Origin of the sequence: Martinezella tropici (assembly GCF_003287875.1) — a bacterium.
GTDB lineage: Bacteria > Pseudomonadota > Alphaproteobacteria > Rhizobiales > Rhizobiaceae > Rhizobium > Rhizobium tropici_C.
In genome coordinates this window covers 109553-127749 of record NZ_QMKK01000046.1, presented here as the reverse complement: position 1 = coordinate 127749, position 18197 = coordinate 109553, and the positions used below count along the sequence as shown (strand labels likewise).

The 18197-nt window shown below is 62.2% G+C and carries 19 protein-coding genes and 1 pseudogene; 7 read left to right on the top strand and 13 right to left on the bottom strand.

The window, feature by feature from the left end:
• Positions 1-163: 163 nt before the first annotated feature.
• Both betC and DQ393_RS20735 read left to right on the top strand, forming a co-directional pair.
• Positions 164-1678 (top strand): choline-sulfatase, encoded by a 1515-nt coding sequence (gene betC, locus DQ393_RS20740; RefSeq protein WP_112343603.1) that lies wholly within the window; start codon positions 164-166, stop codon positions 1676-1678.
• A 7-nt stretch (positions 1679-1685) separates the two neighbouring features.
• Positions 1686-1880, top strand: a complete 195-nt coding sequence (locus DQ393_RS20735; RefSeq protein ID WP_112343602.1) for a TOBE domain-containing protein — start codon at positions 1686-1688, stop codon at positions 1878-1880.
• Between the two features lie 33 nt (positions 1881-1913).
• Here DQ393_RS20735 and tsaA read toward each other — a convergent pair whose 3' ends face one another.
• The 3 genes from tsaA to DQ393_RS20720 all read right to left on the bottom strand — a co-directional run bounded on the left by tsaA (position 1914) and on the right by DQ393_RS20720 (position 5187).
• Positions 1914-2444: a tRNA (N6-threonylcarbamoyladenosine(37)-N6)-methyltransferase TrmO gene (gene tsaA, locus DQ393_RS20730; protein ID WP_112343601.1), complete on the bottom strand. Its 531-nt coding sequence runs from the start codon at positions 2442-2444 to the stop codon at positions 1914-1916.
• Positions 2445-2467: 23 nt separating this feature from the next.
• Positions 2468-3493 (bottom strand): iron ABC transporter substrate-binding protein, encoded by a 1026-nt coding sequence (locus DQ393_RS20725; RefSeq protein WP_112343837.1) that lies wholly within the window; start codon positions 3491-3493, stop codon positions 2468-2470.
• A gap of 110 nt (positions 3494-3603) precedes the next feature.
• Entirely contained in the window at positions 3604-5187 is a 1584-nt protein-coding gene (locus tag DQ393_RS20720) for a peptide chain release factor 3 (RefSeq protein ID WP_112343600.1), read from the bottom strand.
• A gap of 91 nt (positions 5188-5278) precedes the next feature.
• On the opposite strand from DQ393_RS20720, the gene dut reads away from it, so the two are divergent.
• On the top strand, positions 5279-5749 hold the full coding sequence (gene dut / locus DQ393_RS20715) for a dUTP diphosphatase (RefSeq protein WP_112343599.1): 471 nt from the start codon (positions 5279-5281) through the stop codon (positions 5747-5749).
• Between the two features lie 9 nt (positions 5750-5758).
• Here dut and DQ393_RS20710 read toward each other — a convergent pair whose 3' ends face one another.
• A complete protein-coding gene (locus DQ393_RS20710; protein ID WP_112343598.1) occupies positions 5759-6223 on the bottom strand; it encodes an Lrp/AsnC family transcriptional regulator in 465 nt (154 codons plus the stop codon).
• A 108-nt stretch (positions 6224-6331) separates the two neighbouring features.
• Here DQ393_RS20710 and DQ393_RS20705 point away from each other — a divergent pair, with 108 nt between their 5' ends.
• The gene (locus DQ393_RS20705; protein ID WP_112343836.1) at positions 6332-7246 is read left to right on the top strand and encodes a DMT family transporter; all 915 of its coding nucleotides are present in this window, start codon (positions 6332-6334) and stop codon (positions 7244-7246) included.
• Positions 7247-7276: 30 nt separating this feature from the next.
• Here the strand turns inward: DQ393_RS20705 and DQ393_RS20700 are convergent, their stop codons facing one another.
• The 3 genes and pseudogenes from DQ393_RS20700 to DQ393_RS20690 all read right to left on the bottom strand — a co-directional run bounded on the left by DQ393_RS20700 (position 7277) and on the right by DQ393_RS20690 (position 9110).
• Complete coding sequence (locus DQ393_RS20700; protein ID WP_112343597.1) at positions 7277-7897, bottom strand: hypothetical protein; 621 nt, start codon at positions 7895-7897, stop codon at positions 7277-7279.
• Positions 7897-8528: pseudogene (locus DQ393_RS20695) on the bottom strand (LysE family translocator). The gene DQ393_RS20700 and the pseudogene DQ393_RS20695 overlap by 1 nt, the downstream one beginning before the upstream one ends.
• Before the next feature lie 24 nt (positions 8529-8552).
• Positions 8553-9110: a cysteine hydrolase family protein gene (locus DQ393_RS20690; protein WP_112343596.1), complete on the bottom strand. Its 558-nt coding sequence runs from the start codon at positions 9108-9110 to the stop codon at positions 8553-8555.
• A gap of 129 nt (positions 9111-9239) precedes the next feature.
• On the opposite strand from DQ393_RS20690, the gene DQ393_RS20685 reads away from it, so the two are divergent.
• Positions 9240-9857 (top strand): LysE family translocator, encoded by a 618-nt coding sequence (locus DQ393_RS20685; RefSeq protein ID WP_112343595.1) that lies wholly within the window; start codon positions 9240-9242, stop codon positions 9855-9857.
• A 135-nt stretch (positions 9858-9992) separates the two neighbouring features.
• Positions 9993-10961 (top strand): cysteine synthase A, encoded by a 969-nt coding sequence (gene cysK, locus DQ393_RS20680; RefSeq protein WP_112343594.1) that lies wholly within the window; start codon positions 9993-9995, stop codon positions 10959-10961.
• 95 nt (positions 10962-11056) lie between these two features.
• Here the strand turns inward: cysK and DQ393_RS20675 are convergent, their stop codons facing one another.
• The 6 genes from DQ393_RS20675 to rsmI all read right to left on the bottom strand — a co-directional run bounded on the left by DQ393_RS20675 (position 11057) and on the right by rsmI (position 16813).
• A complete protein-coding gene (locus DQ393_RS20675) occupies positions 11057-12586 on the bottom strand; it encodes a YifB family Mg chelatase-like AAA ATPase (protein WP_112343593.1) in 1530 nt (509 codons plus the stop codon).
• Positions 12587-12777: 191 nt separating this feature from the next.
• Positions 12778-13725 (bottom strand): glutathione synthase, encoded by a 948-nt coding sequence (gene gshB, locus DQ393_RS20670; RefSeq protein WP_112343592.1) that lies wholly within the window; start codon positions 13723-13725, stop codon positions 12778-12780.
• Between the two features lie 108 nt (positions 13726-13833).
• A complete protein-coding gene (locus DQ393_RS20665; RefSeq protein WP_181592396.1) occupies positions 13834-14337 on the bottom strand; it encodes a cupin domain-containing protein in 504 nt (167 codons plus the stop codon).
• Between the two features lie 96 nt (positions 14338-14433).
• Positions 14434-15429 (bottom strand): endonuclease/exonuclease/phosphatase family protein, encoded by a 996-nt coding sequence (locus DQ393_RS20660; protein WP_112343591.1) that lies wholly within the window; start codon positions 15427-15429, stop codon positions 14434-14436.
• A 102-nt stretch (positions 15430-15531) separates the two neighbouring features.
• Positions 15532-15912, bottom strand: a complete 381-nt coding sequence (locus DQ393_RS20655; RefSeq protein WP_112343590.1) for a YraN family protein — start codon at positions 15910-15912, stop codon at positions 15532-15534.
• Positions 15905-16813, bottom strand: coding sequence for a 16S rRNA (cytidine(1402)-2'-O)-methyltransferase (gene rsmI / locus DQ393_RS20650; protein ID WP_112343589.1), 909 nt, complete (start codon positions 16811-16813; stop codon positions 15905-15907). The genes DQ393_RS20655 and rsmI overlap by 8 nt, the downstream gene beginning before the upstream one ends.
• Before the next feature lie 252 nt (positions 16814-17065).
• Here rsmI and dnaN point away from each other — a divergent pair, with 252 nt between their 5' ends.
• Positions 17066-18184 carry a DNA polymerase III subunit beta gene (gene dnaN, locus DQ393_RS20645; RefSeq protein WP_112343588.1) on the top strand — a complete coding sequence of 373 codons (1119 nt, stop codon included), beginning with the start codon at positions 17066-17068 and terminating at the stop codon, positions 18182-18184.
• Positions 18185-18197: the final 13 nt, after the last annotated feature.

The window sequence follows — 18197 nt, the reverse complement described above, 5'->3', positions numbered from 1 at the left end:
AATAGCAAGAGGGAACCATCGTCATGCGCATGTCTGCAATGGGGCGGCTGGCCGCCGGCGCTCTTCTTTCCACCTTGACGCTCCGGCTCGCCGGCGTCACCACTATCGACGGCAAGCCTGGCCTCGCTGCCATCGGCCTCTGATTTCCGAGAAAGACACCAGCATGTCCCGCACGAATATCCTCATCCTTATGGTCGATCAGTTCAACGGGACGTTCTTTCCCGACGGCCCGGCCGAGTTTCTGCATGCTCCGGTCCTGAAGGCTCTAGCAAAGCGCTCTGTGCGCTTTGCCAACAGCTACACGGCAAGCCCGCTCTGCGCGCCGGCGCGTGCCTCCTTCATGTCCGGGCAGCTGCCGAGCCGCACGCGCGTCTACGACAATGCGGCCGAATTCTGCTCCGATATCCCGACCTTCGCCCATCACCTGCGCGCCGCCGGCTATCAGACGGCGCTGTCGGGCAAGATGCATTTCGTCGGCCCTGACCAGATGCACGGCTTCGAGGAGCGGCTGACGACAGACATCTACCCCGCCGATTTCGGTTGGACGCCTGACTATACCAAGCCCGGCGAGCGCATCGACTGGTGGTATCACAATCTCGGCTCGGTGACTGGAGCCGGCACGGCCGAGATCACCAACCAGATGGAATATGACGACGAGGTTGCCTATCACGCGAACCGCAAGCTTTACGATCTCTCGCGCGGACACGACGAGCGACCCTGGTGCCTGACGGTCAGCTTCACGCATCCGCACGACCCTTATGTCGCGCGCCGACGCTTCTGGGATCTCTATGAGGATTGTCCGGCACTCGACCCGCAAGTCGGCGAAATCCCCTTCGAACGGCAGGACCCGCATTCACAGCGGCTGATGAAGGCCTGCGACCACACCGCCTTCGATATCACGCCGGAGCAGATCCGCCGGGCGCGCCGCGGCTATTTCGCCAATATCTCCTATGTCGATGAGAAAATCGGCGAAATCCTGGACACGCTGGAACGCGGCCGCATGGCCGACACCACGATCATCCTCTTCGTCTCGGACCATGGGGACATGCTCGGCGAGCGCGGTCTCTGGTTCAAGATGAACTTCTTCGAAGGTTCCGCCCGCGTGCCGCTGATGATCTCAGCGCCCGGCTGGCAGCCGAAGCGGATCGACCAGCCGGTTTCGACGCTCGACGTGACGCCGACGCTGGCCGCCCTTGCCGGCATCGACATCGCATCGCTGCGCCGCTGGACCGATGGCGAGGACCTGACGCCGCTGGTTCTTGGAACCGGAGGCCGCAGTCCCGTGCCGATGGAATATGCCGCAGAGGGCTCCGAGGCGCCGCTCGTAGGCCTGCGCGACGGCCGCTACAAGCTGATCCTTTGCGAGAAGGATCCGCCGATGCTCTTCGACATCGACGCGGACCCGAAGGAGCTGACCAATCTGGCCGGCGATCCGGCCTACGTGGAAACGCTGAGCCGGCTGAGGGCGCAGGCCATGGCGCGCTGGGATCTTTCAAGCTTCGACGCTGCCGTGCGCGAGAGCCAGGCACGGCGATGGGTGGTCTACACCGCGCTTCGCAACGGCGCCTACTATCCCTGGGACTACCAGCCGCTGCAAAAGGCATCGGAGCGCTACATGCGCAACCATATGGACCTCAACGTGCTGGAAGAGAACCAGCGCTATCCGCGCGGCGAATAGGATTTCGATGGCCTGTCGCCGGAGAGGACGATATTGTCGCGCCGGTCACGCGACGACGGCGCATGTCCGCATCGACATCGGCAACAGCTCGATCGCCACCTCCTCAATCACCAACGAGGCCGTGGACGAGCTGGGCCTGACGACGGGCTCCTCGGCCTATGCCGTCATCAAGGCATCGGACGTCATGGTCGCGGTGGACTGATAGCAATAGCTTGGAGCGGTTTCATGACGCGCCCTAAGCATCTCGCTTCCGGCAGTAATGCGCCGTCTCGCCGTCGCCGGTCTGGAAATCTCCGGGCTGCGGCGGCGCGATCGGTTTGAACAGGGTGCGGTCCGGCTTCAGGTCCAGCAAGGGCGTACCGTCAAGGCAATCGAGGCCGCGCACCAGCAATACATTCCCCTCGACCGCTTCCAGCTTGACGATGGATGTACCGATGGGATTAGGCCGAACCGGTGAGCGCAGCGAGAAGGTGCCATGCACCTTGCCGCTATTGGCCGGGCTCTGCAGCACGAGGTCCCGGCGCGACCGATCCAGCCAATAGAGAACCTCCAGCCGCTCGAAGGCTTCCACGCCCTGCAGCGCCGCCACCCAAGGCTCGAAGATCTCGATCCGGCAGATGGGGCCATCATGCCGACCCTGGCGCGGCGTTTCCATGCGCGAGGTCCAGGGCGTGAAAATACGGCCGATGAAGGTGAGACCGGCATCCACGGCTGCGGGCGGCTCGACGGCCACCTCATTTTCGCGAATTTCGTTTTCCCGGACCATGAATGCCTCCTCGACTACAGAGCTTACTTCATGCCCTTCAATAGCGCTGCCAACTGATCATTGGTCAGATCGACCTGATAGAACAGCTGGTAGAATTGCTTCACATCATCGGAAAAATCGCTGCGGAAGAGCTTCGGATAAATGAGCTTCTCCATCCAGCGCACGCCGAGCAGCCGATTGACGCCGGGCGGGGAATCGAACCAGCCGAAGGGCAAGGAGGGCGGCACGAAGATCTTGCCGTCCTTGACTGCTTTGATCCCAGCCCATTGCGGATCGCTCTTCACCGAAGCGGCGAAAGCGGGGCTCTCGGCAATGATGATATCCGGGTTCCAGCTGACGACCTGCTGCACGGTCACCTTGGCAAGGCCGCCCTTGCCGGCGGCGGCGGCAACATTCATCGTGCCGACGGCATCGAGGATTTCCAGATTGATCGAGCCGGAAAGGCCTGTCTCCAGCCCATCGGCGCCGCGACCATAATAGACGCGCGGGCGCGGATCGTTGGGCAATGTCGCAAGCTTCTCGTTCAGATCCTTGATCTCGGCATCGGCATAATCGGCCAGCTTGTTGGCGCGACCCTCGACGCCGATCAGGGCGCCGACGTCGCGAAGCGTATCGGCTGTGCGGGCAAAGCTGCCGTCGATGAGGATATAGGGAATGCCCGTCTCGCTCTGCACCTTGTCTGCCAACGCCTTGTAGGTGGGATCGACCGTGCCGGCATCGAGGATGATATCGGGCTTGGCGTCCACGACCGTCTGCGAGCTGATGGTTCCATCCTTGCCCGTCAAACGGCCAACTGTCGGCAGCGATCGCACGGACGGCATCAGATAGGCCTTGGCGGCATCATCGGGCGCATGGACCCAACCCACCAGTTTTTCCGGCGCCAGCACATAGACCAGTGCGGCGGCGGGTGGCCCGGCCACCAAAATACGGTTGATCTTGTCCGGCACCGACACCGTGCGTCCGGCCGCATCGGTAATGATTCGCGCCTCGGCTGCGACCGGCATCAGGCCGACGAACGCCAGAGCAAGAACCGCAAGAAATTTCATCATGAAAATGCCTGTTCCGATCAAGGAGATCATCGGGCGGCACTATGGCATAGCGCTATATCGGATGGAACATCGCGAAGGCACTATTCCAAAACGAAACGCATCCGAACCGATCACGCCGCCTTGACGGCGTGATATTCCTTGATCGCGGCCATCTTGATAGCCGGGTAACGTTCTGCCTCGTAGCGCAGCGAGAAACCGTCCTGCGCCAGGAAGACCGGGTCTCCATCGAGATCGCGGGCGATGTCGCCGCGGCGTGCGGTCACGAACTTTTCGAGGTCGGCGGATTGATCGGCCGAGATCCAGCGGCAGACGGAGAAGCGCGACATTTCGAAGGAAACCGGCAGGCCGTATTCGGCCATCAGCCGCTCCTTCAGCACGTCGAGCTGCAGAGCGCCGACGACGCCGACGATGGCGGGCGAGCCATCTTCGGGCGAGAACAGCTGCACGACGCCTTCTTCGGCCATCTGCTGCAGGGCTTCCTTGAGCTTCTTTGCCTTCATGGCATCCTCAAGGCGCACGCGGCGCAGGATTTCCGGAGAGAAGTTCGGTACGCCCTGGAAGACCAGCGATTCGCCTTCCGTCAACGTATCGCCGATGCGCAGCGTGCCGTGGTTCGGAATGCCGACGACATCGCCGGCATAGGCGGTATCGGCGAGCTGGCGCTGCGAGGCGAAGAAGAATTGCGGCGCGGTGAGACCGAGCTGCTTGCCGGTGCGCGACAACCGCGCCTTCATGCCGCGCTCCAGCTTGCCGGAGCAGATGCGCGCAAAAGCGATGCGGTCGCGGTGGTTCGGGTCCATGTTGGCCTGGATCTTGAAGACAAAGGCCGTCATCTTGTCGTCGGTCGCGTGCACCGTCCTGATGTCGGCGACCTGATCGCGCGGCGGCGGCGCGAATGCACCGAGCGCATTGATGAGATCGCGAACGCCGAAATTGCGCAGCGCCGAGCCGAAGAAGACCGGCGTCATATGACCTTCCAGGAAGGAGTCCCGGTCGAAGGGGCGGCAGGCTTCGATCGCCAGTTCCGTTTCGTCGATAAAGGCTTGGCGCTCGTTTTCCGGCAACCGGTCGGCGACCGCCTGCGGGCCGTTCACCTTCGTCGCCTCGACCTCGGTATCGGAACCGCGAACCGTATTGTCAGCCAGATGATAAGAGCCGCAGAACGTCTTGGAGCGACCGATCGGCCAGGTGACCGGCGCCGTATCGAGCGCCAGCTTCTCTTCGACCTCATCGAGGATTTCGAAAGGATCGCGACTTTCGCGGTCCATCTTGTTGATGAAGGTGATGATCGGGATGTCGCGCATGCGGCAGACTTCGAACAGTTTCAGCGTCCGCGGCTCAATACCCTTGGCGGCGTCGATGACCATGACGGCGGCATCGACGGCCGTCAGCGTGCGATAGGTATCGTCGGCGAAGTCTTCGTGGCCGGGTGTGTCGAGGATGTTGAAGACGTTGCCTTCATACTCGAAGGTCATGACGGAGGTGACGACCGAGATGCCGCGCTCGCGCTCGATCTTCATCCAGTCGGAGCGCGTCTGCATGCGATCCTTCTTCGCCTTGACCTCACCGGCGAGCTGGATGGCGCCGCCGAACAGCAGCAGCTTTTCGGTGAGCGTCGTCTTGCCCGCGTCCGGGTGAGCGATAATAGCAAATGTGCGGCGGCGGGAGACCGCCTCGGCGAGACTTTCGGCCATGCTTGTGAATCCTGTGAATTGGCGCCGTATCTAGCGACTCAAAGTCCTAAATGCAATTGACCTCCGGCTTTCGAGCGCAAACTATTGCCGCATGACCATTCACACCGATATTACTCCGACCCTGAACCTCATCCGCCTGCCGCATGGCGAGGGCCTGGAACTGCCGGCCTACGAAACCAAGGGCGCGGCCGGTATGGACCTGCGCGCCGCCATCGACGACGGTGCGACGCTGACGATCGCGCCGTGGAATCGGGTTCTCGTTCCAACGGGCTTTATTTTCGAAGTTCCCGAAGGTTTCGAGGCGCAGATCCGCCCCCGTTCCGGGCTTGCCTTCAAGCATGGGATTACCTGCCTGAACTCTCCCGGTACCATCGATAGCGACTATCGCGGCGAAGTGAAGGTGCTGCTGGCCAACCTCAGCGAGGATCCGTTCGAGATCACCCGCGGCATGCGCATCGCGCAGATGGTCATAGCGCCAGTCATGCAAGTGCGTATCGCCGAGATTGCGGAGATCAGCGAAACCACGCGCGGCGCAGGCGGTTTCGGCTCGACCGGCGTTTGACGCAAGAATTTAGCGGGAAAGCGGCGGCAGCCGGCGCTTGACCGGTGTCGCCTTGATCATCGAGGTGTTGGTTTCCGCGCGCTCGGTGATCTTGTCCAGTATGCCATCGAGTTCGCCCATGGAGCGCACCACAAGCCTTCCGATAAAGCAATCGTCGCCGGTGACCTTGTCGCATTCGATGAATTCCGGCGTCTCCTGGATGATCCGTTCGACGACATGGAGCTGACCGGGCAAAGGCCGGACGCGGACGATCGCCTGTAGCGGATAGCCGATCGCCTCCGGCGCGATATCGACGGTGAAGGCCGAGATGATGCCCCGCTCCTCCAGCCGCCGCAGCCGCTCCGCCGCGCTCGGCGACGACAGGCCGGCTACTTCCGCCAGCTCTTTCAAGGATATCCGGGCATTGCGCGCCAATGCCTCGAGCATTCGCTGATCGATCTCGTCGAGATTGAGGGAAGCGTTAGGGACGCTCATGATATAGCCTTACTTAATTAGGTGATGAGATTTCCTTGCCTAAATAAATCTATATTATCCATGCTCCCGTCGCAATATGATTGGCTCCGATAGATGGGAGCCAAGGTGATGAACGAGATAAAACGCGGCACAGTGGAAATGACGGCAGCCATGCTGATTTCAGGGACGATCGGCTGGTTCGTGCTGATGTCCGGACAGGCGGTGAGCGGGGTCGTCTTCTGGCGCTGTTTCTTCGGCGCGCTGACACTGCTCGTCATCTGCGCTGCCATGGGCCTGCTCCGCCCCGGCATCGTCAATCTCAAGACATTTTCCATCGCCGTCGGTGGCGGGATTGCCATCGTCCTCAACTGGCTGCTGCTGTTCGCCGCCTATTCACACGCCTCCATTTCCATTGCCACGACCGTCTACAATACGCAGCCCTTCATGCTGCTGGGGCTCGGCGCGCTGTTCCTCGGCGAGCGGATCACCTTCACCAAGCTCTTCTGGCTGGCTCTCGCCTTTGCCGGCATGGCTGTGATCGTCGAAGGCAAGCCGAGCGAGGGAGCCGGCACCGGTAGTTATACGATCGGCATCCTGCTTTCGCTGGGCGCGGCCTTCTTCTATGCGCTGACAGCCATCGCCGCCAAATGGTTGAAGGGCACGCCGCCGCACCTGATCGCTCTCATCCAGGTTTCGACCGGCATCCTGATGCTGGCGCCCTTCACCAATTTCTCGGCCGCACCCCAGGATGTCGGCGGCTGGTCGATCCTCGTCACCATGGGCGTCGTCCATACCGGGTTGATGTATGTGCTGCTTTACGGCGCCATCCAGAAGCTGCCGACGCATCTGACCGGCGCGTTATCCTTCATCTATCCGATCGCCGCCATCGTGGTCGATCGCTTCGCCTTCGGCCACGTGCTCGGCGCAGCCCAGGTCATCGGCGCGATCATCATCCTCGCGGCTGCCGCCGGCATGAATCTGGGATGGACGATCCCCCTGCCCTGGAATAGAAATCACCATCTTTCCAAAGGCGCCGCCGAATGATCACCTGCTCATGTGGCCGGTGTTCCAGGTTTACTTAGCCGGCTGCGGGCAATTCTGCGGTTGGCCATCGAGCCCCTCAGCCATCTTCTCGAAGGTCGCGCCTGATCCAGCCTTGCCGCCGATGCGCAGCACATAGAGGCTGTCGAAATCCTTGCCATGCCATTTCGGCACCGCTTTTTCATCGCCACCATTCTCGCTCATCAGCTGGCGGGCGAGATCGACGATCTGCTTATGCTCCCAGGCGACGAAGATGAGCTTGCCGGCATAGACTGGCTTCTTCAGCTCGGCTTTCAGATCATCGATGTCCTCATAGCCGAAGCTGGTATCAACAGGCAGCCCGAACGCAACGGCAGTCGGCTCGATGGTGGCGAGCGGACGGATATAGTCGTAGGAGATGCCTGAATCCGCCTTCCGCTTCGACGGATCCGGCGCAAAGATCGCGGCAGGCTTGCCGAAGAGCTTGCTGAGCACCGGCGGCAGGGCAAGCGACCGGTTAAGACCTTGGCAGCTCAGCTGGCCGAGACCTGCTTCCGGCTTTTCGCCATGGCGCATGAAGACGATCGTCTGCGTTCCCTTCTCTGCCGCCAAAGCGAGCGGCGCCAGGCTTGCGAGCGAGGCGAGCGTCAAAAGACCGGTGATGACGGCTCGCATCAGCGCTGCGCCTCGAAAGCCATTCGTACGGCGAGCCCGGCCAGCACCGTGCCCATCAGCCAGCGCTGCACCAGCATGAAGGACGGGCGGCTTGAGAAGAACAGCGCGACGGAGCCGGCCGTCAGCGCAAAGATGGAATTGAGCGTGAGGCTGACAGCAATATGGGTAAAGCCGAAAATGACGGATTGGCTGAAGACGCTGCCGTTAGCGGGATCAATGAACTGCGGCAGCAGCGAAAGATAGAGGACCGCGACCTTCGGGTTCAGCAGACTGGTCACCAGACCCATAGCGAAGAGTTTGCGCGGCCCATCTTTTGGGAGATCGCGGACCTGAAAGGCGGACCGACCCCCGGCTTCAAGGCATTCCAGGCGAGCCAAGCGAGATAGGCCGCACCGACGAGACGCAGCGCGTCATACGCAAAGGGCACGGCGAACAGGAAGGCCGTGATGCCGAGCGCAGCCGAAAGCATATAGAAGACGAAGCCGAGCGCCACGCCGCCAAGCGAAATCAGTCCCGCCGCCGGCCCCTGCGAGATCGATCGCGACACCAGATAAATCATGTTCGGCCCTGGCGTCACCACCATTCCGACGGCGATCAGGGCAAAGGTGATGATACTGGTCAGATGCGGCATGGAGGCTCCGGCGGAGAGAGGGCTTCAGAAGGAGATGTCGGTGGATGCGACCAGCTTGATTTCATGCGGCCCGGCATCGAAGCCGTCAAGCAGCATATTGTGGTGGGTGACAATCTCTTCGAAGCTCAGTTTGCCCATATCCGCCGTCATGTGACCGTCCGATATCAGTGAGACGTCGAAGCCGAGCGAAACGGCGCGCCGCACGGTCGTATCGACGCAGAATTGGGTCATGCAGCCGCCGACGATGAGATGGGTGACGCCACGGCCCTTGAGCCGCACCTCCAGATCCGTCTCGAAGAAGGAATCGCAGCTCGTCTTGTGCACCACGACATCGCCGGCTTCAGGGGCGATTTCCCGGCGCAATTGCCAGCCTTCGCCGCGTTTCGCCAGGCGATGCCCTGGGGTGCCGTCATGCTGGACGATGAAGGCGGGAATGCCGGCGGCGCGGGCGCTGTGCTTCAGCGCCGCGAGCTTGGCGATAACAGCCTCCAGCGCAGCATCGATATCAGGCTGACGCTCCGGCGTGCCGAGGCCGGTCAGGATGGAATTCTGAAGATCGATCAGGAGCAATGCGGAAGACATGATATCCTTGGGCAGAGCGGTTTCGACGCGTCGTCAACGCCTTGGTAATATGTTCGCAGCATCAGCGCAATCGCTTGAAAACGCAAAGGTGGTGCGATAGAGCAGGCACCATCTGAGGAGGAAATGGCCATGACGCTCGCATCCCTGCTCGCCTATTGCGGCGCGCTCTTCGTCGCGGCGGCCATTCCCGGCCCGGGCATCACGGCAATCGTGGCGCGCGCCCTCGGCTCCGGCTTTCGCGAGACCTTCTTCATGGGCCTCGGCCTTGTGCTCGGCGACACCATCTACCTGACGGCGGTCGTTCTCGGGCTTGCCTTTGTCGCGCAGACTTTCACCGAGGTCTTCATCCTCATCAAGATCGCCGGTGCGCTTTATCTCGGCTATATCGCCTGGAAGCTCTGGACAGCGGGCCTGCTTGCAACCGACGTTGCCGCGAAGAAATCGAACAGCGCCGGCATGTCCTTCCTCTCCGGCCTGCTTGTCACGCTCGGCAACCCCAAGACCATGCTTTTCTATGTCGCGCTGGTGCCGACCCTGATCGATATCGGCAGCATCGGGCTGCGCGAATATGCGACGCTGGTGGCGGCGACCTTCGTCGTCCTTCTGATCGTTCTCGTGCCCTATATGCTGCTGGCGTCGCGGGCGCGCACCTTCCTCAAGAAGCCGAGGGCGCTGCAGATCCTGAACCGGGTCGCGGCCAGCATCCTCGCCGCTACGGCCGCCTTCATCGCGGCACGTGCCGCGTGAAATAAACATCCCCGGAGAAAGGTTCCCGGAGATTCTTTTCTCACGGCCGATGCGGCACAAAGGGCGCGCACTCTGGTGTCCGCAGGCGTTTGATCCTATTGTCACCGCATAATTCAAACGTAGGGAGAGCTACCCATGTCCGACACCCGCAAACCCGGTCGAGGCCGCGTCTATACCTCAATCACCGAGACCATTGGTGACACGCCGATCGTCCGCCTCGACAAGCTGGCGAAGGAGAAGGGCGTCAAGGCCAACCTCCTGGCAAAGCTCGAGTTCTTCAATCCGATCGCGTCCGTGAAGGACCGCATCGGTGTCGCCATGATCGAGAGCCTGGAATCGCAGGGCAAGATTGCTCCCGGCAGGACCGTGCTGATCGAGCCGACCTCGGGCAATACCGGCATCGCGCTCGCCTTCGCCGCCGCCGCCAAGGGTTATCGCCTTATCCTCACCATGCCGGAAACCATGTCGATCGAGCGCCGCAAGATGCTGGCGCTGCTCGGCGCCGAACTGGTGCTGACCGAGGGACCGAAGGGCATGAAGGGTGCGATCGCCAAGGCGGAGGAGCTGGCCTCGAGCCTGCCGGATGCGATCATTCCGCAGCAGTTCGAAAATCCCGCCAATCCGGAAATCCATCGCAAGACGACAGCCGAGGAAATCTGGAACGATACCGAAGGCAAGGTCGATATCTTCGTTGCCGGCATCGGCACTGGCGGCACGATCACCGGCGTCGGCCAAGTTCTGAAAGCCCGCAAGCCCGACATCAAGGTCATCGCTGTCGAGCCGACGGATTCGCCTGTTCTCTCCGGCGGCAATCCCGGCCCGCACAAGATCCAGGGCATCGGCGCCGGCTTCGCGCCGAAGATCCTCGACACTCATGTCTATGACGAGGTGGTCACCGTCAGCAATGACGAGGCGTTCCAGCAGGCGCGGCTCGTCGCCAAGCTCGAAGGCGTGCCAGTCGGTATTTCTTCGGGTGCAGCATTGACGGCCGCGATCAAGATCGGCCAGCGTCCCGAAAACGAAGGCAAGACCATCGTGGTCATCATCCCGTCCTTCGCCGAGCGTTATCTCTCGACGGCGCTGTTCGAAGGACTTGGCGGCTGAGTTAACGGCAGTAATTGATTGAGAAAGGGGTGTTGCGGCGCCCCTTTTTATTTGAGCAGGCTGGAGGCGATCGGGTGCTGCAGAGTCTCGAATTGTCAGGCATGCGCGGTCAGTCGCTCGCCGGCAATCCGGTAAGAGATGGCTTCGGCAAGATGGATGCGTCCGACGGTCGGCTTGTCATCGAGATCGGCAAGGGTACGCGCCACCTTGAGAATGCGATGATAGCCACGGGCGGAGAATTTCATCTTCTCGGCCGCGTCGCGCAGCAATTGCAGCCCCGCGGCGTCCGGCTCGGCGATGGTTTCGATCATCGCGGTCGAGCAGCGGGCGTTGGTGGCGACGTCCTTCATGCCGGCTCGTTCGAAGCGTTCCCGCTGCCGTTCGCGGGCGCGTGCAACGCGGAGCGCGACATCAGCACTGCTTTCCGAGGCTGTCGGCCGGATGAGGTCGGCGGCGGAGACCGCCGGCACGTCGATGCGGATATCGATACGATCGAGCAAGGGGCCGGAAATGCGGCCTTGATAATCGGAAGCGCAACGCGGCCCACGGGCGCAGGTATGCCCCGGCTCGCCGGCCATGCCGCAACGACACGGGTTCATCGCCGCCACCAGCTGAATGCCGGCCGGATAGGAGACACGGTGGTTTGCTCTGGCGATGACGCATTCGCCGGTTTCCAGCGGCTGGCGCAGCGCATCGAGCGCCTGCGGCGAAAACTCCGGTAGTTCGTCAAGGAACAGAATGCCGTGATGGGCGAGCGACACTTCGCCTGGCCGAGCGCGAAAGCCGCCACCGACGAGCGCCGCCATAGTGGCGGAATGATGCGGCGCGCGATAAGGCCGCCGGTCCGAGAGCTTGCCGCCGGAAAGCTGACCGGCGATCGAATGGATCATCGACACTTCCAGCAGTTCATTCGTCGACAAGGGCGGCAGGATCGACGGCAGGCGCGAGGCGAGCATCGACTTGCCGGAGCCGGGAGGCCCGACGAAAAGCAGATTATGGCCGCCGGCCGCCACTTCCAGGGCGCGCTTGGCGCTTTCCTGCCCCTTGATATCGGCGAGGTCGGGCAGGTTGGCGGCATTGGCGCGGACTGACGGTTCCGGCCGTGACAGGACCTGTGTGCCACGGAAATGATTGGCGAGCGCGATCAAACTACGCGGCGCCAGAATATCGATCTCCTTGCCGGCCCAGGCGGCTTCGGGGCCGCTTTCGGCCGGGCAGATCAGCCCTCTGCCCATGGCATTGGCGGCGATCGCGGCGGGAAGCGCGCCGGCAACGGGCGCAATCGTGCCATCCAGATTGAGTTCGCCGATAACGGTGTAGGACGACAGGGCATCAGCGGGGATCGCGCCGAGCGCCGCCATCAGCCCAAGCGCGATGGCAAGATCGAAGTGGCTGCCCTCCTTGGGCAGGTCCGCCGGCGCGAGATTGACCGTGACTTTCTTCGGCGGCAGGGCAAGGCCGGAGGCGTGCAGCGCCGCCTGAACCCGCTCCCGGCTCTCGGCCACCGCCTTGTCCGGAAGGCCGACGATGTGCATCAGCACCTTGCCCGGCGCGATCATCACCTGCACTTCGACGGGTACGCCTTCGATCCCCTGAAACGCCACCGTACTGACGCGCGCTACCATGCCCTATCCCCTGTCGCCGAACCCGTTTGCCGTTACGTGCCCCGATCAGCAAACTTCGGGTTGCAATCTGGCACAAGACAAGGAATGAAACAAGAACAATAAACGAACAAAAATTTCACGCCGCATGTCGAAATTATCGACATGCGGGGGTAAATAGATCATTCAGCTGAAAGCGTGGCGGGAACTGCCGGTCAGGATCGCTTGGCTTCGATCGCATCCCAGAGCAGGCTGGCGATATCGGCGCCACCGAAGCGCTTGACTTCGCGGAGGCCGGTCGGCGACGTCACGTTGATCTCGGTCATATAGTCGCCGATGACGTCGATGCCGACGAGCAGGAAACCGCGCTCCTTCAGGGCCGGTCCGATGCGCTTGCAGATTTCCTTCTCGCGCGCTGTCAGCTCGGTCGCTTCGGCGCGACCGCCGACATGCATGTTGGAGCGGGCGTCGTGCTCGGCCGGCACGCGGTTGATCGCGCCGACGGCCTCGCCATCGACGAGGATGATGCGCTTGTCGCCCTTGCGCACGTCGGGCAGATATTGCTGGGCAATGAAGGGCTCGCGGAAGAGCTGGCCGAACATTTCCAGCAGGGACGAGAGATTGCGGTCGTCGCGGGTCGAGTGGAACACACCGGCGCCGCCATTGCCGTAGAGCGGCTTCAGGATGATATCGCCCATTTCATCGCGGAAACGGCGGATTTCAGCCGGATCGCGGGTGATCAGCGTCTTCGGCATGAGATCGGCGAATTCGGTGACGAAGATCTTTTCCGGCGAATTGCGCACCCATGCCGGATCGTTGACGACGAGCGTCTTCGGATGGATGCGCTCGAGCAGATGTGTCGAGGTGATATAGGCCATGTCGAAGGGCGGGTCCTGGCGCAGCAGCACCACGTCCATCGTCGAGAGATCGACGCGCTCGGGTTCGCCGAGTTCGAAGTGATCGCCCTTGACGTCGCGCAGGATCATCGGCTCGACGGAGGCATAGATCCTGCCGTCGCGCATGCTCAGCCGCTCTGGCGTGTAATGGAAGAGCTTGTAGCCACGGTTCTGCGCCTCGAGGCTCATGGCGAAGGTGGAGTCACCCGCAATGTTGATGCTTTTCACATGGTCCATCTGGACCGCAACATTCTTGATACCAGCCATAGTCAGCCCTCGCTCGAATTTGCGCACAGATGTAGGTCGGCCCGCATCCAAACGCAACGGCTATTCAAGGGCTTCCGCCGGAGGTTTGCTCGACCAGGCTTGCCGCACTCAGGCGGCAAGACCCTGTGCGCCGCCCTGGCGGACGAAGTTGCGCAGGCGGTAAGCCATGGTCAGAGGCTTCGGGAACGGCTTGCGCAGAAAGGCGACCTTGCGCAGGTAGCGATCGATGCGCCATGTCGCCCAGGTGCCGCCGGCGAAATAGGCGACATCGCCGGCGCTGAGCGTCCGCTCGACGCCGTCTTCCGTAGTGATATGCACCTCACCCTCAAGGATCATCACCGTTTCGTCCCAGCCGAAATACCAGCGGAACTCGCCAGCGGTGCAATCCCACAGCGCCGTCATCGCGGCATCGTCCTGCCCGCGCGAATGCTCGGCGATGCGGGCGACCGGATTACCCGACAAAACCCAGGAGGGTTCGATCGGCGACGGCTTCATTTCCATTTCGTTGCTGGCGCCAGCTACGAAGCTTTTCGACCGCGGCAGCGCGACTACGGCCGGGGCGGCACGCGCGGCAAAAGCCGCCATGCTCGCCAACATCAGTTTCAAGACCATGCAATCCCCCAATTCCATGCGCGTCTGCGACCTCATCGCATGGAAGCGGTAACGGCGCGGTTCATGAAACCCGGAGCATTTTAACGATTGCAGCGATCAGGCGGAAAAACCTTCGATCGTGCAGACGACCATATCGTGGTCGGAGAGCGGCTTGCCTTCTCCGTTAAGGGAGGAAACAAGATGGCTTTCGCCGATCTTCAAGCCGCGGGTGATGAACCAGTCTAGCTTCATGGTGCGATCGGGAAAGCGGGTGATCAGGCTCGGTCGCGTGCTGGTCTGATCGAGCGGGCCGCCATGGCACTCGAAACCACGGCCCTCGGCCATAGCGAACAGCGTATCGGTAGAGAAATCGCCGCCGGTATGGTTGCCGGTGTTGAGATCGCCGCCGATCAGGATTGGCAGGCCGGGAGCGAAAGCCTCGACCTCGTCGATCAACCCTGCCATCTGCTTTTCGCGATAGGCAGCGGTCGCAACACTTTCGAGATGAACGGAAACCGCCACCATCGGACCCGCCTCGGTCTCGGCGATGGCGCCGACGGCACAGCGATCGCCGATGCGCGGCTGCTCGTTGCTGTCGTTGAACCAGACGGCCTCGCCCGGCAGGCGGAACAAGAAAGCATCCTTCAGGGCGACCGAGGCCATCAAGGCATTGCCGTGAAAGCCCTTCTCGTTGAAATCATCGCGGCAGTAGGAACGTTCGATCTCCGAACCGAGGCTCAACTCCAGAAACTCGACGCCATAAGCATGGCTCATGCCGAGTTCGCCGGCGATGATCGCCGTCGGGTCGCGCTGTTCTGTGCGGGCCATGCCCAGATCCATTTCCGACAGCAGCACCAGCGGTGCGCCGGTTTCCCGCAGCTTGGCCGCACTTTCCTCTGGAAACAGGCAACGCTCGAGGTTCCAGGCAGCGACGGTAAAGGGGAAGGACAGAGCCTCGATCCTGGCGTCCGCTCCGCCGATGCGTACCGCATTCAGGCAGGCGAGCGATGCAAGCTTCTCGGCATGAATGGCCGCGGTTTTTTCAAGCGAAACGAAGCCCCTGCGCTCCTCCTGCGAGGGAACGGTAAAGGCGGAAACGATGTTGCGGATCATGATAAGGCCTGTCGAAACGAGATGATGCGCGCCGGCGGGAAAATCGCGAGCGTTGATCGCTCGGCAATAGGCTGATTTTATGACGGTCCTGTAACGCCGCGCTCAGAACGCATCCGGAAAATGCTGCGGCCAGCGGCCGGGCAGCATGGCGACGATGTCATAGCGCTGCGATAGGCGGGCAAAATCCGGCTGTCGGGCGAGCCATAGGTCGCTCGCGGCACGGATGCGGTTTTGCGAGGAGAAGGAAACCGCGTCGATCGCCTCCTGTGCGCCGCGCCGCGACTTGACCTCGACGAAGATGGCGAGATCACCCTTGCGGGCGACGATATCGATTTCGCCGAGCTTGGTGCGGTGGCGGATGGCGACGATGCGATAGCCCTTGAGCATCAGGAAGGCGGCGGCGAGATATTCGGCCATATGGCCGCGACGCCAGGCCTTCTGCCGTTTGAGCTTTTCGCCAACCTCAAACCTAGGCTCAGGCATGACGCTCCTTCATATCCAGCAGGCGCTGATAAAGCTCCTTTCGCGGCAGGCCGGTCAGACGCGCGGCTTCGGTTGCCGCCTTGGCGGTCGGCATCGTCCCTGAGAGATCGGCGAGAATGGCATCGACATCGGCCTCCGCCGCAACGCTCTCCGCCGGCGGGCCGACGAGCCAGACGATCTCGCCCTTCACATTGTCGACGGCGTCATAGAACGACGCGAGTTCGGACAACGTGCCGCGGCGGAATTCCTCGAAGGTCTTCGTCAGCTCGCGGCAGACGGCGCCCGCGCGCTCACCGCCAAGCACATCGGCGGCGGCGGCAAGGGTGGCGGCAATGCGATGCGGCGATTCAAAGAAGATGAGGGTCGCGGGGACGGTTGCCAGCTCGGCCAGGCGGTCGCGGCGGCCCTTGTCCTTGGCGGGCAGGAAACCGGCGAAGAAGAAGGCATCGTTCGGCAGGCCGGAACCGACAAGGGCCGCCAGCGGCGCGGAGGCGCCTGGAATGGGCACAACCTTATAACCCGCCTCGATCGCCTGCACGGCCAGCCGATAGCCGGGATCGGAGACGAGCGGCGTACCGGCATCGGAGACGAGCGCCACCGAGCGGCCGGCCTCCAAAGCCTGCAGCAGCCGCGGGCCGGCCTCGTCGGCATTGTGCTCGTGATAGGCGTAGGGCTTGTTCTGGATGCCGTAGCGATCAAGCAGGACGCGCGTCACACGCGTATCCTCGCAGGCGAGCACGTCGGCACCGGCCAGCGTCTCCAGCGCCCGCAGGGTAATGTCGCCAAGATTGCCAATTGGCGTCGCGACCAGATAGAGTGCCGGTTCGAGGGGGCGGGCCGGGATCTGATTGTTATGCAGGCGGAAACTGCGTGTCCCGCCGCCTGATTGCTCTTCGTTCATGCCGGTCCTGAATTCACTTGGGATAAGCAGCCTTTATGGGCGAGGCGCGCACGGACGGCAAGAGCGGTGCAATTCCTGTGGAGCATTGCCGACGAAATGGCGAATTGACGCCTGGCAATTGATCCATGCCTCTTGCATTCGGATGGAGAAGTCTGCCAAGTTGCCTGTCCAATCTTTCGGGCCTTGTCCGAAAACATGTCGCTCGGGCGCCTCGGGCCGCCCGGCTAGTCACGGTCGAAAGCGGTAGCATCCATGCGTATTACAATAGAGCGGTCGAACCTCCTGAAGTCGCTGAACCACGTGCATCGCGTGGTCGAGCGTCGCAACACGATCCCGATCCTGTCCAACGTGCTGCTCAAGGCCGATGGCACGAACCTCGACATGAAGGCGACCGACCTCGACCTCGAAATCACCGAGGCGACGCCCGCCAATGTCGAACAGGCCGGCGCCACCACGGTTCCTGCGCATCTGCTCTACGATATCGTGCGCAAGCTTCCCGACGGCTCGGAAGTGCTTCTCGCCACCAACACCGACGGCAGCTCGATGACGGTCGCCTCCGGCCGTTCGAAGTTTTCGCTGCAATGCCTGCCGGAATCGGACTTTCCGGATCTCACCGCCGGCAGCTTCAGCCATTCGTTCAAGCTGAAGGCTTCGGATCTGAAGATGCTGATCGACCGGACGCAGTTTGCGATCTCCACCGAAGAGACTCGTTACTACCTGAACGGCATTTTCTTCCACACGATTGAGAGCGGCGGCGACCTGAAGCTCAGGGCTGTTGCCACGGACGGCCATCGCCTGGCTCGCGCCGATGTCAGCGCCCCTTCGGGCTCCGAAGGCATGCCCGGCATCATCATCCCGCGCAAGACAGTCGGCGAGCTGCAGAAGCTCGTGGACACGCCGGATGCGATCGTCACCGTCGAAGTCTCCGACGCCAAGATCCGCCTGACGATCGGCTCCATCGTCATGACCTCGAAACTGATCGACGGCACCTTCCCCGATTACCAGCGCGTCATCCCGGCCAACAACGACAAGGAAATGCGGGTCGATTGCCAGACCTTCGCCCAGGCCGTCGACCGCGTCTCGACCATTTCGTCCGAGCGTGGCCGCGCCGTGAAGCTGGCGCTATCCGACGGCCAGCTGCTGCTGACCGTCAACAACCCGGATTCGGGCAGTGCGACGGAAGAAGTCGCCGTCGGCTACGAGATGGATCCGATGGAAATCGGCTTCAACGCCAAATACCTGCTCGACATTACCGCGCAGCTTTCCGGCGACGCGGCCGTGTTCCTGCTGGCCGATGCCGGATCGCCGACGCTCATCCGCGACACGGCCGGCGACGACGCGCTTTATGTGCTGATGCCGATGCGCGTGTAGAGCATGATGCCGA

Excerpts from the sequence above, each read along its gene's own strand:
- DQ393_RS20685 (WP_112343595.1), top strand. The coding sequence starts at position 9,240 with ATGACGCTCGCATCCCTGCTCGCCTATTGCGGCGCGCTCTTCGTCGCG.
- DQ393_RS20735 (WP_112343602.1), top strand. The coding sequence starts at position 1,686 with ATGGCCTGTCGCCGGAGAGGACGATATTGTCGCGCCGGTCACGCGACG.
- DQ393_RS20725 (WP_112343837.1), bottom strand. The coding sequence starts at position 3,493 with ATGATGAAATTTCTTGCGGTTCTTGCTCTGGCGTTCGTCGGCCTGATG.
- gshB (WP_112343592.1), bottom strand. The coding sequence starts at position 13,725 with ATGGCTGGTATCAAGAATGTTGCGGTCCAGATGGACCATGTGAAAAGC.
- DQ393_RS20655 (WP_112343590.1), bottom strand. The coding sequence starts at position 15,912 with ATGCCTGAGCCTAGGTTTGAGGTTGGCGAAAAGCTCAAACGGCAGAAG.
- dnaN (WP_112343588.1), top strand. The coding sequence starts at position 17,066 with ATGCGTATTACAATAGAGCGGTCGAACCTCCTGAAGTCGCTGAACCAC.
- tsaA (WP_112343601.1), bottom strand. The coding sequence starts at position 2,444 with ATGGTCCGGGAAAACGAAATTCGCGAAAATGAGGTGGCCGTCGAGCCG.
- DQ393_RS20665 (WP_181592396.1), bottom strand. The coding sequence starts at position 14,337 with ATGGTCTTGAAACTGATGTTGGCGAGCATGGCGGCTTTTGCCGCGCGT.
- DQ393_RS20710 (WP_112343598.1), bottom strand. The coding sequence starts at position 6,223 with ATGAGCGTCCCTAACGCTTCCCTCAATCTCGACGAGATCGATCAGCGA.
- DQ393_RS20660 (WP_112343591.1), bottom strand. The coding sequence starts at position 15,429 with ATGATCCGCAACATCGTTTCCGCCTTTACCGTTCCCTCGCAGGAGGAG.
- cysK (WP_112343594.1), top strand. The coding sequence starts at position 9,993 with ATGTCCGACACCCGCAAACCCGGTCGAGGCCGCGTCTATACCTCAATC.
- DQ393_RS20720 (WP_112343600.1), bottom strand. The coding sequence starts at position 5,187 with ATGGCCGAAAGTCTCGCCGAGGCGGTCTCCCGCCGCCGCACATTTGCT.
- DQ393_RS20675 (WP_112343593.1), bottom strand. The coding sequence starts at position 12,586 with ATGGTAGCGCGCGTCAGTACGGTGGCGTTTCAGGGGATCGAAGGCGTA.
- DQ393_RS20705 (WP_112343836.1), top strand. The coding sequence starts at position 6,332 with ATGAACGAGATAAAACGCGGCACAGTGGAAATGACGGCAGCCATGCTG.
- dut (WP_112343599.1), top strand. The coding sequence starts at position 5,279 with ATGACCATTCACACCGATATTACTCCGACCCTGAACCTCATCCGCCTG.
- betC (WP_112343603.1), top strand. The coding sequence starts at position 164 with ATGTCCCGCACGAATATCCTCATCCTTATGGTCGATCAGTTCAACGGG.
- DQ393_RS20690 (WP_112343596.1), bottom strand. The coding sequence starts at position 9,110 with ATGTCTTCCGCATTGCTCCTGATCGATCTTCAGAATTCCATCCTGACC.
- DQ393_RS20700 (WP_112343597.1), bottom strand. The coding sequence starts at position 7,897 with ATGCGAGCCGTCATCACCGGTCTTTTGACGCTCGCCTCGCTCGCAAGC.
- rsmI (WP_112343589.1), bottom strand. The coding sequence starts at position 16,813 with ATGAACGAAGAGCAATCAGGCGGCGGGACACGCAGTTTCCGCCTGCAT.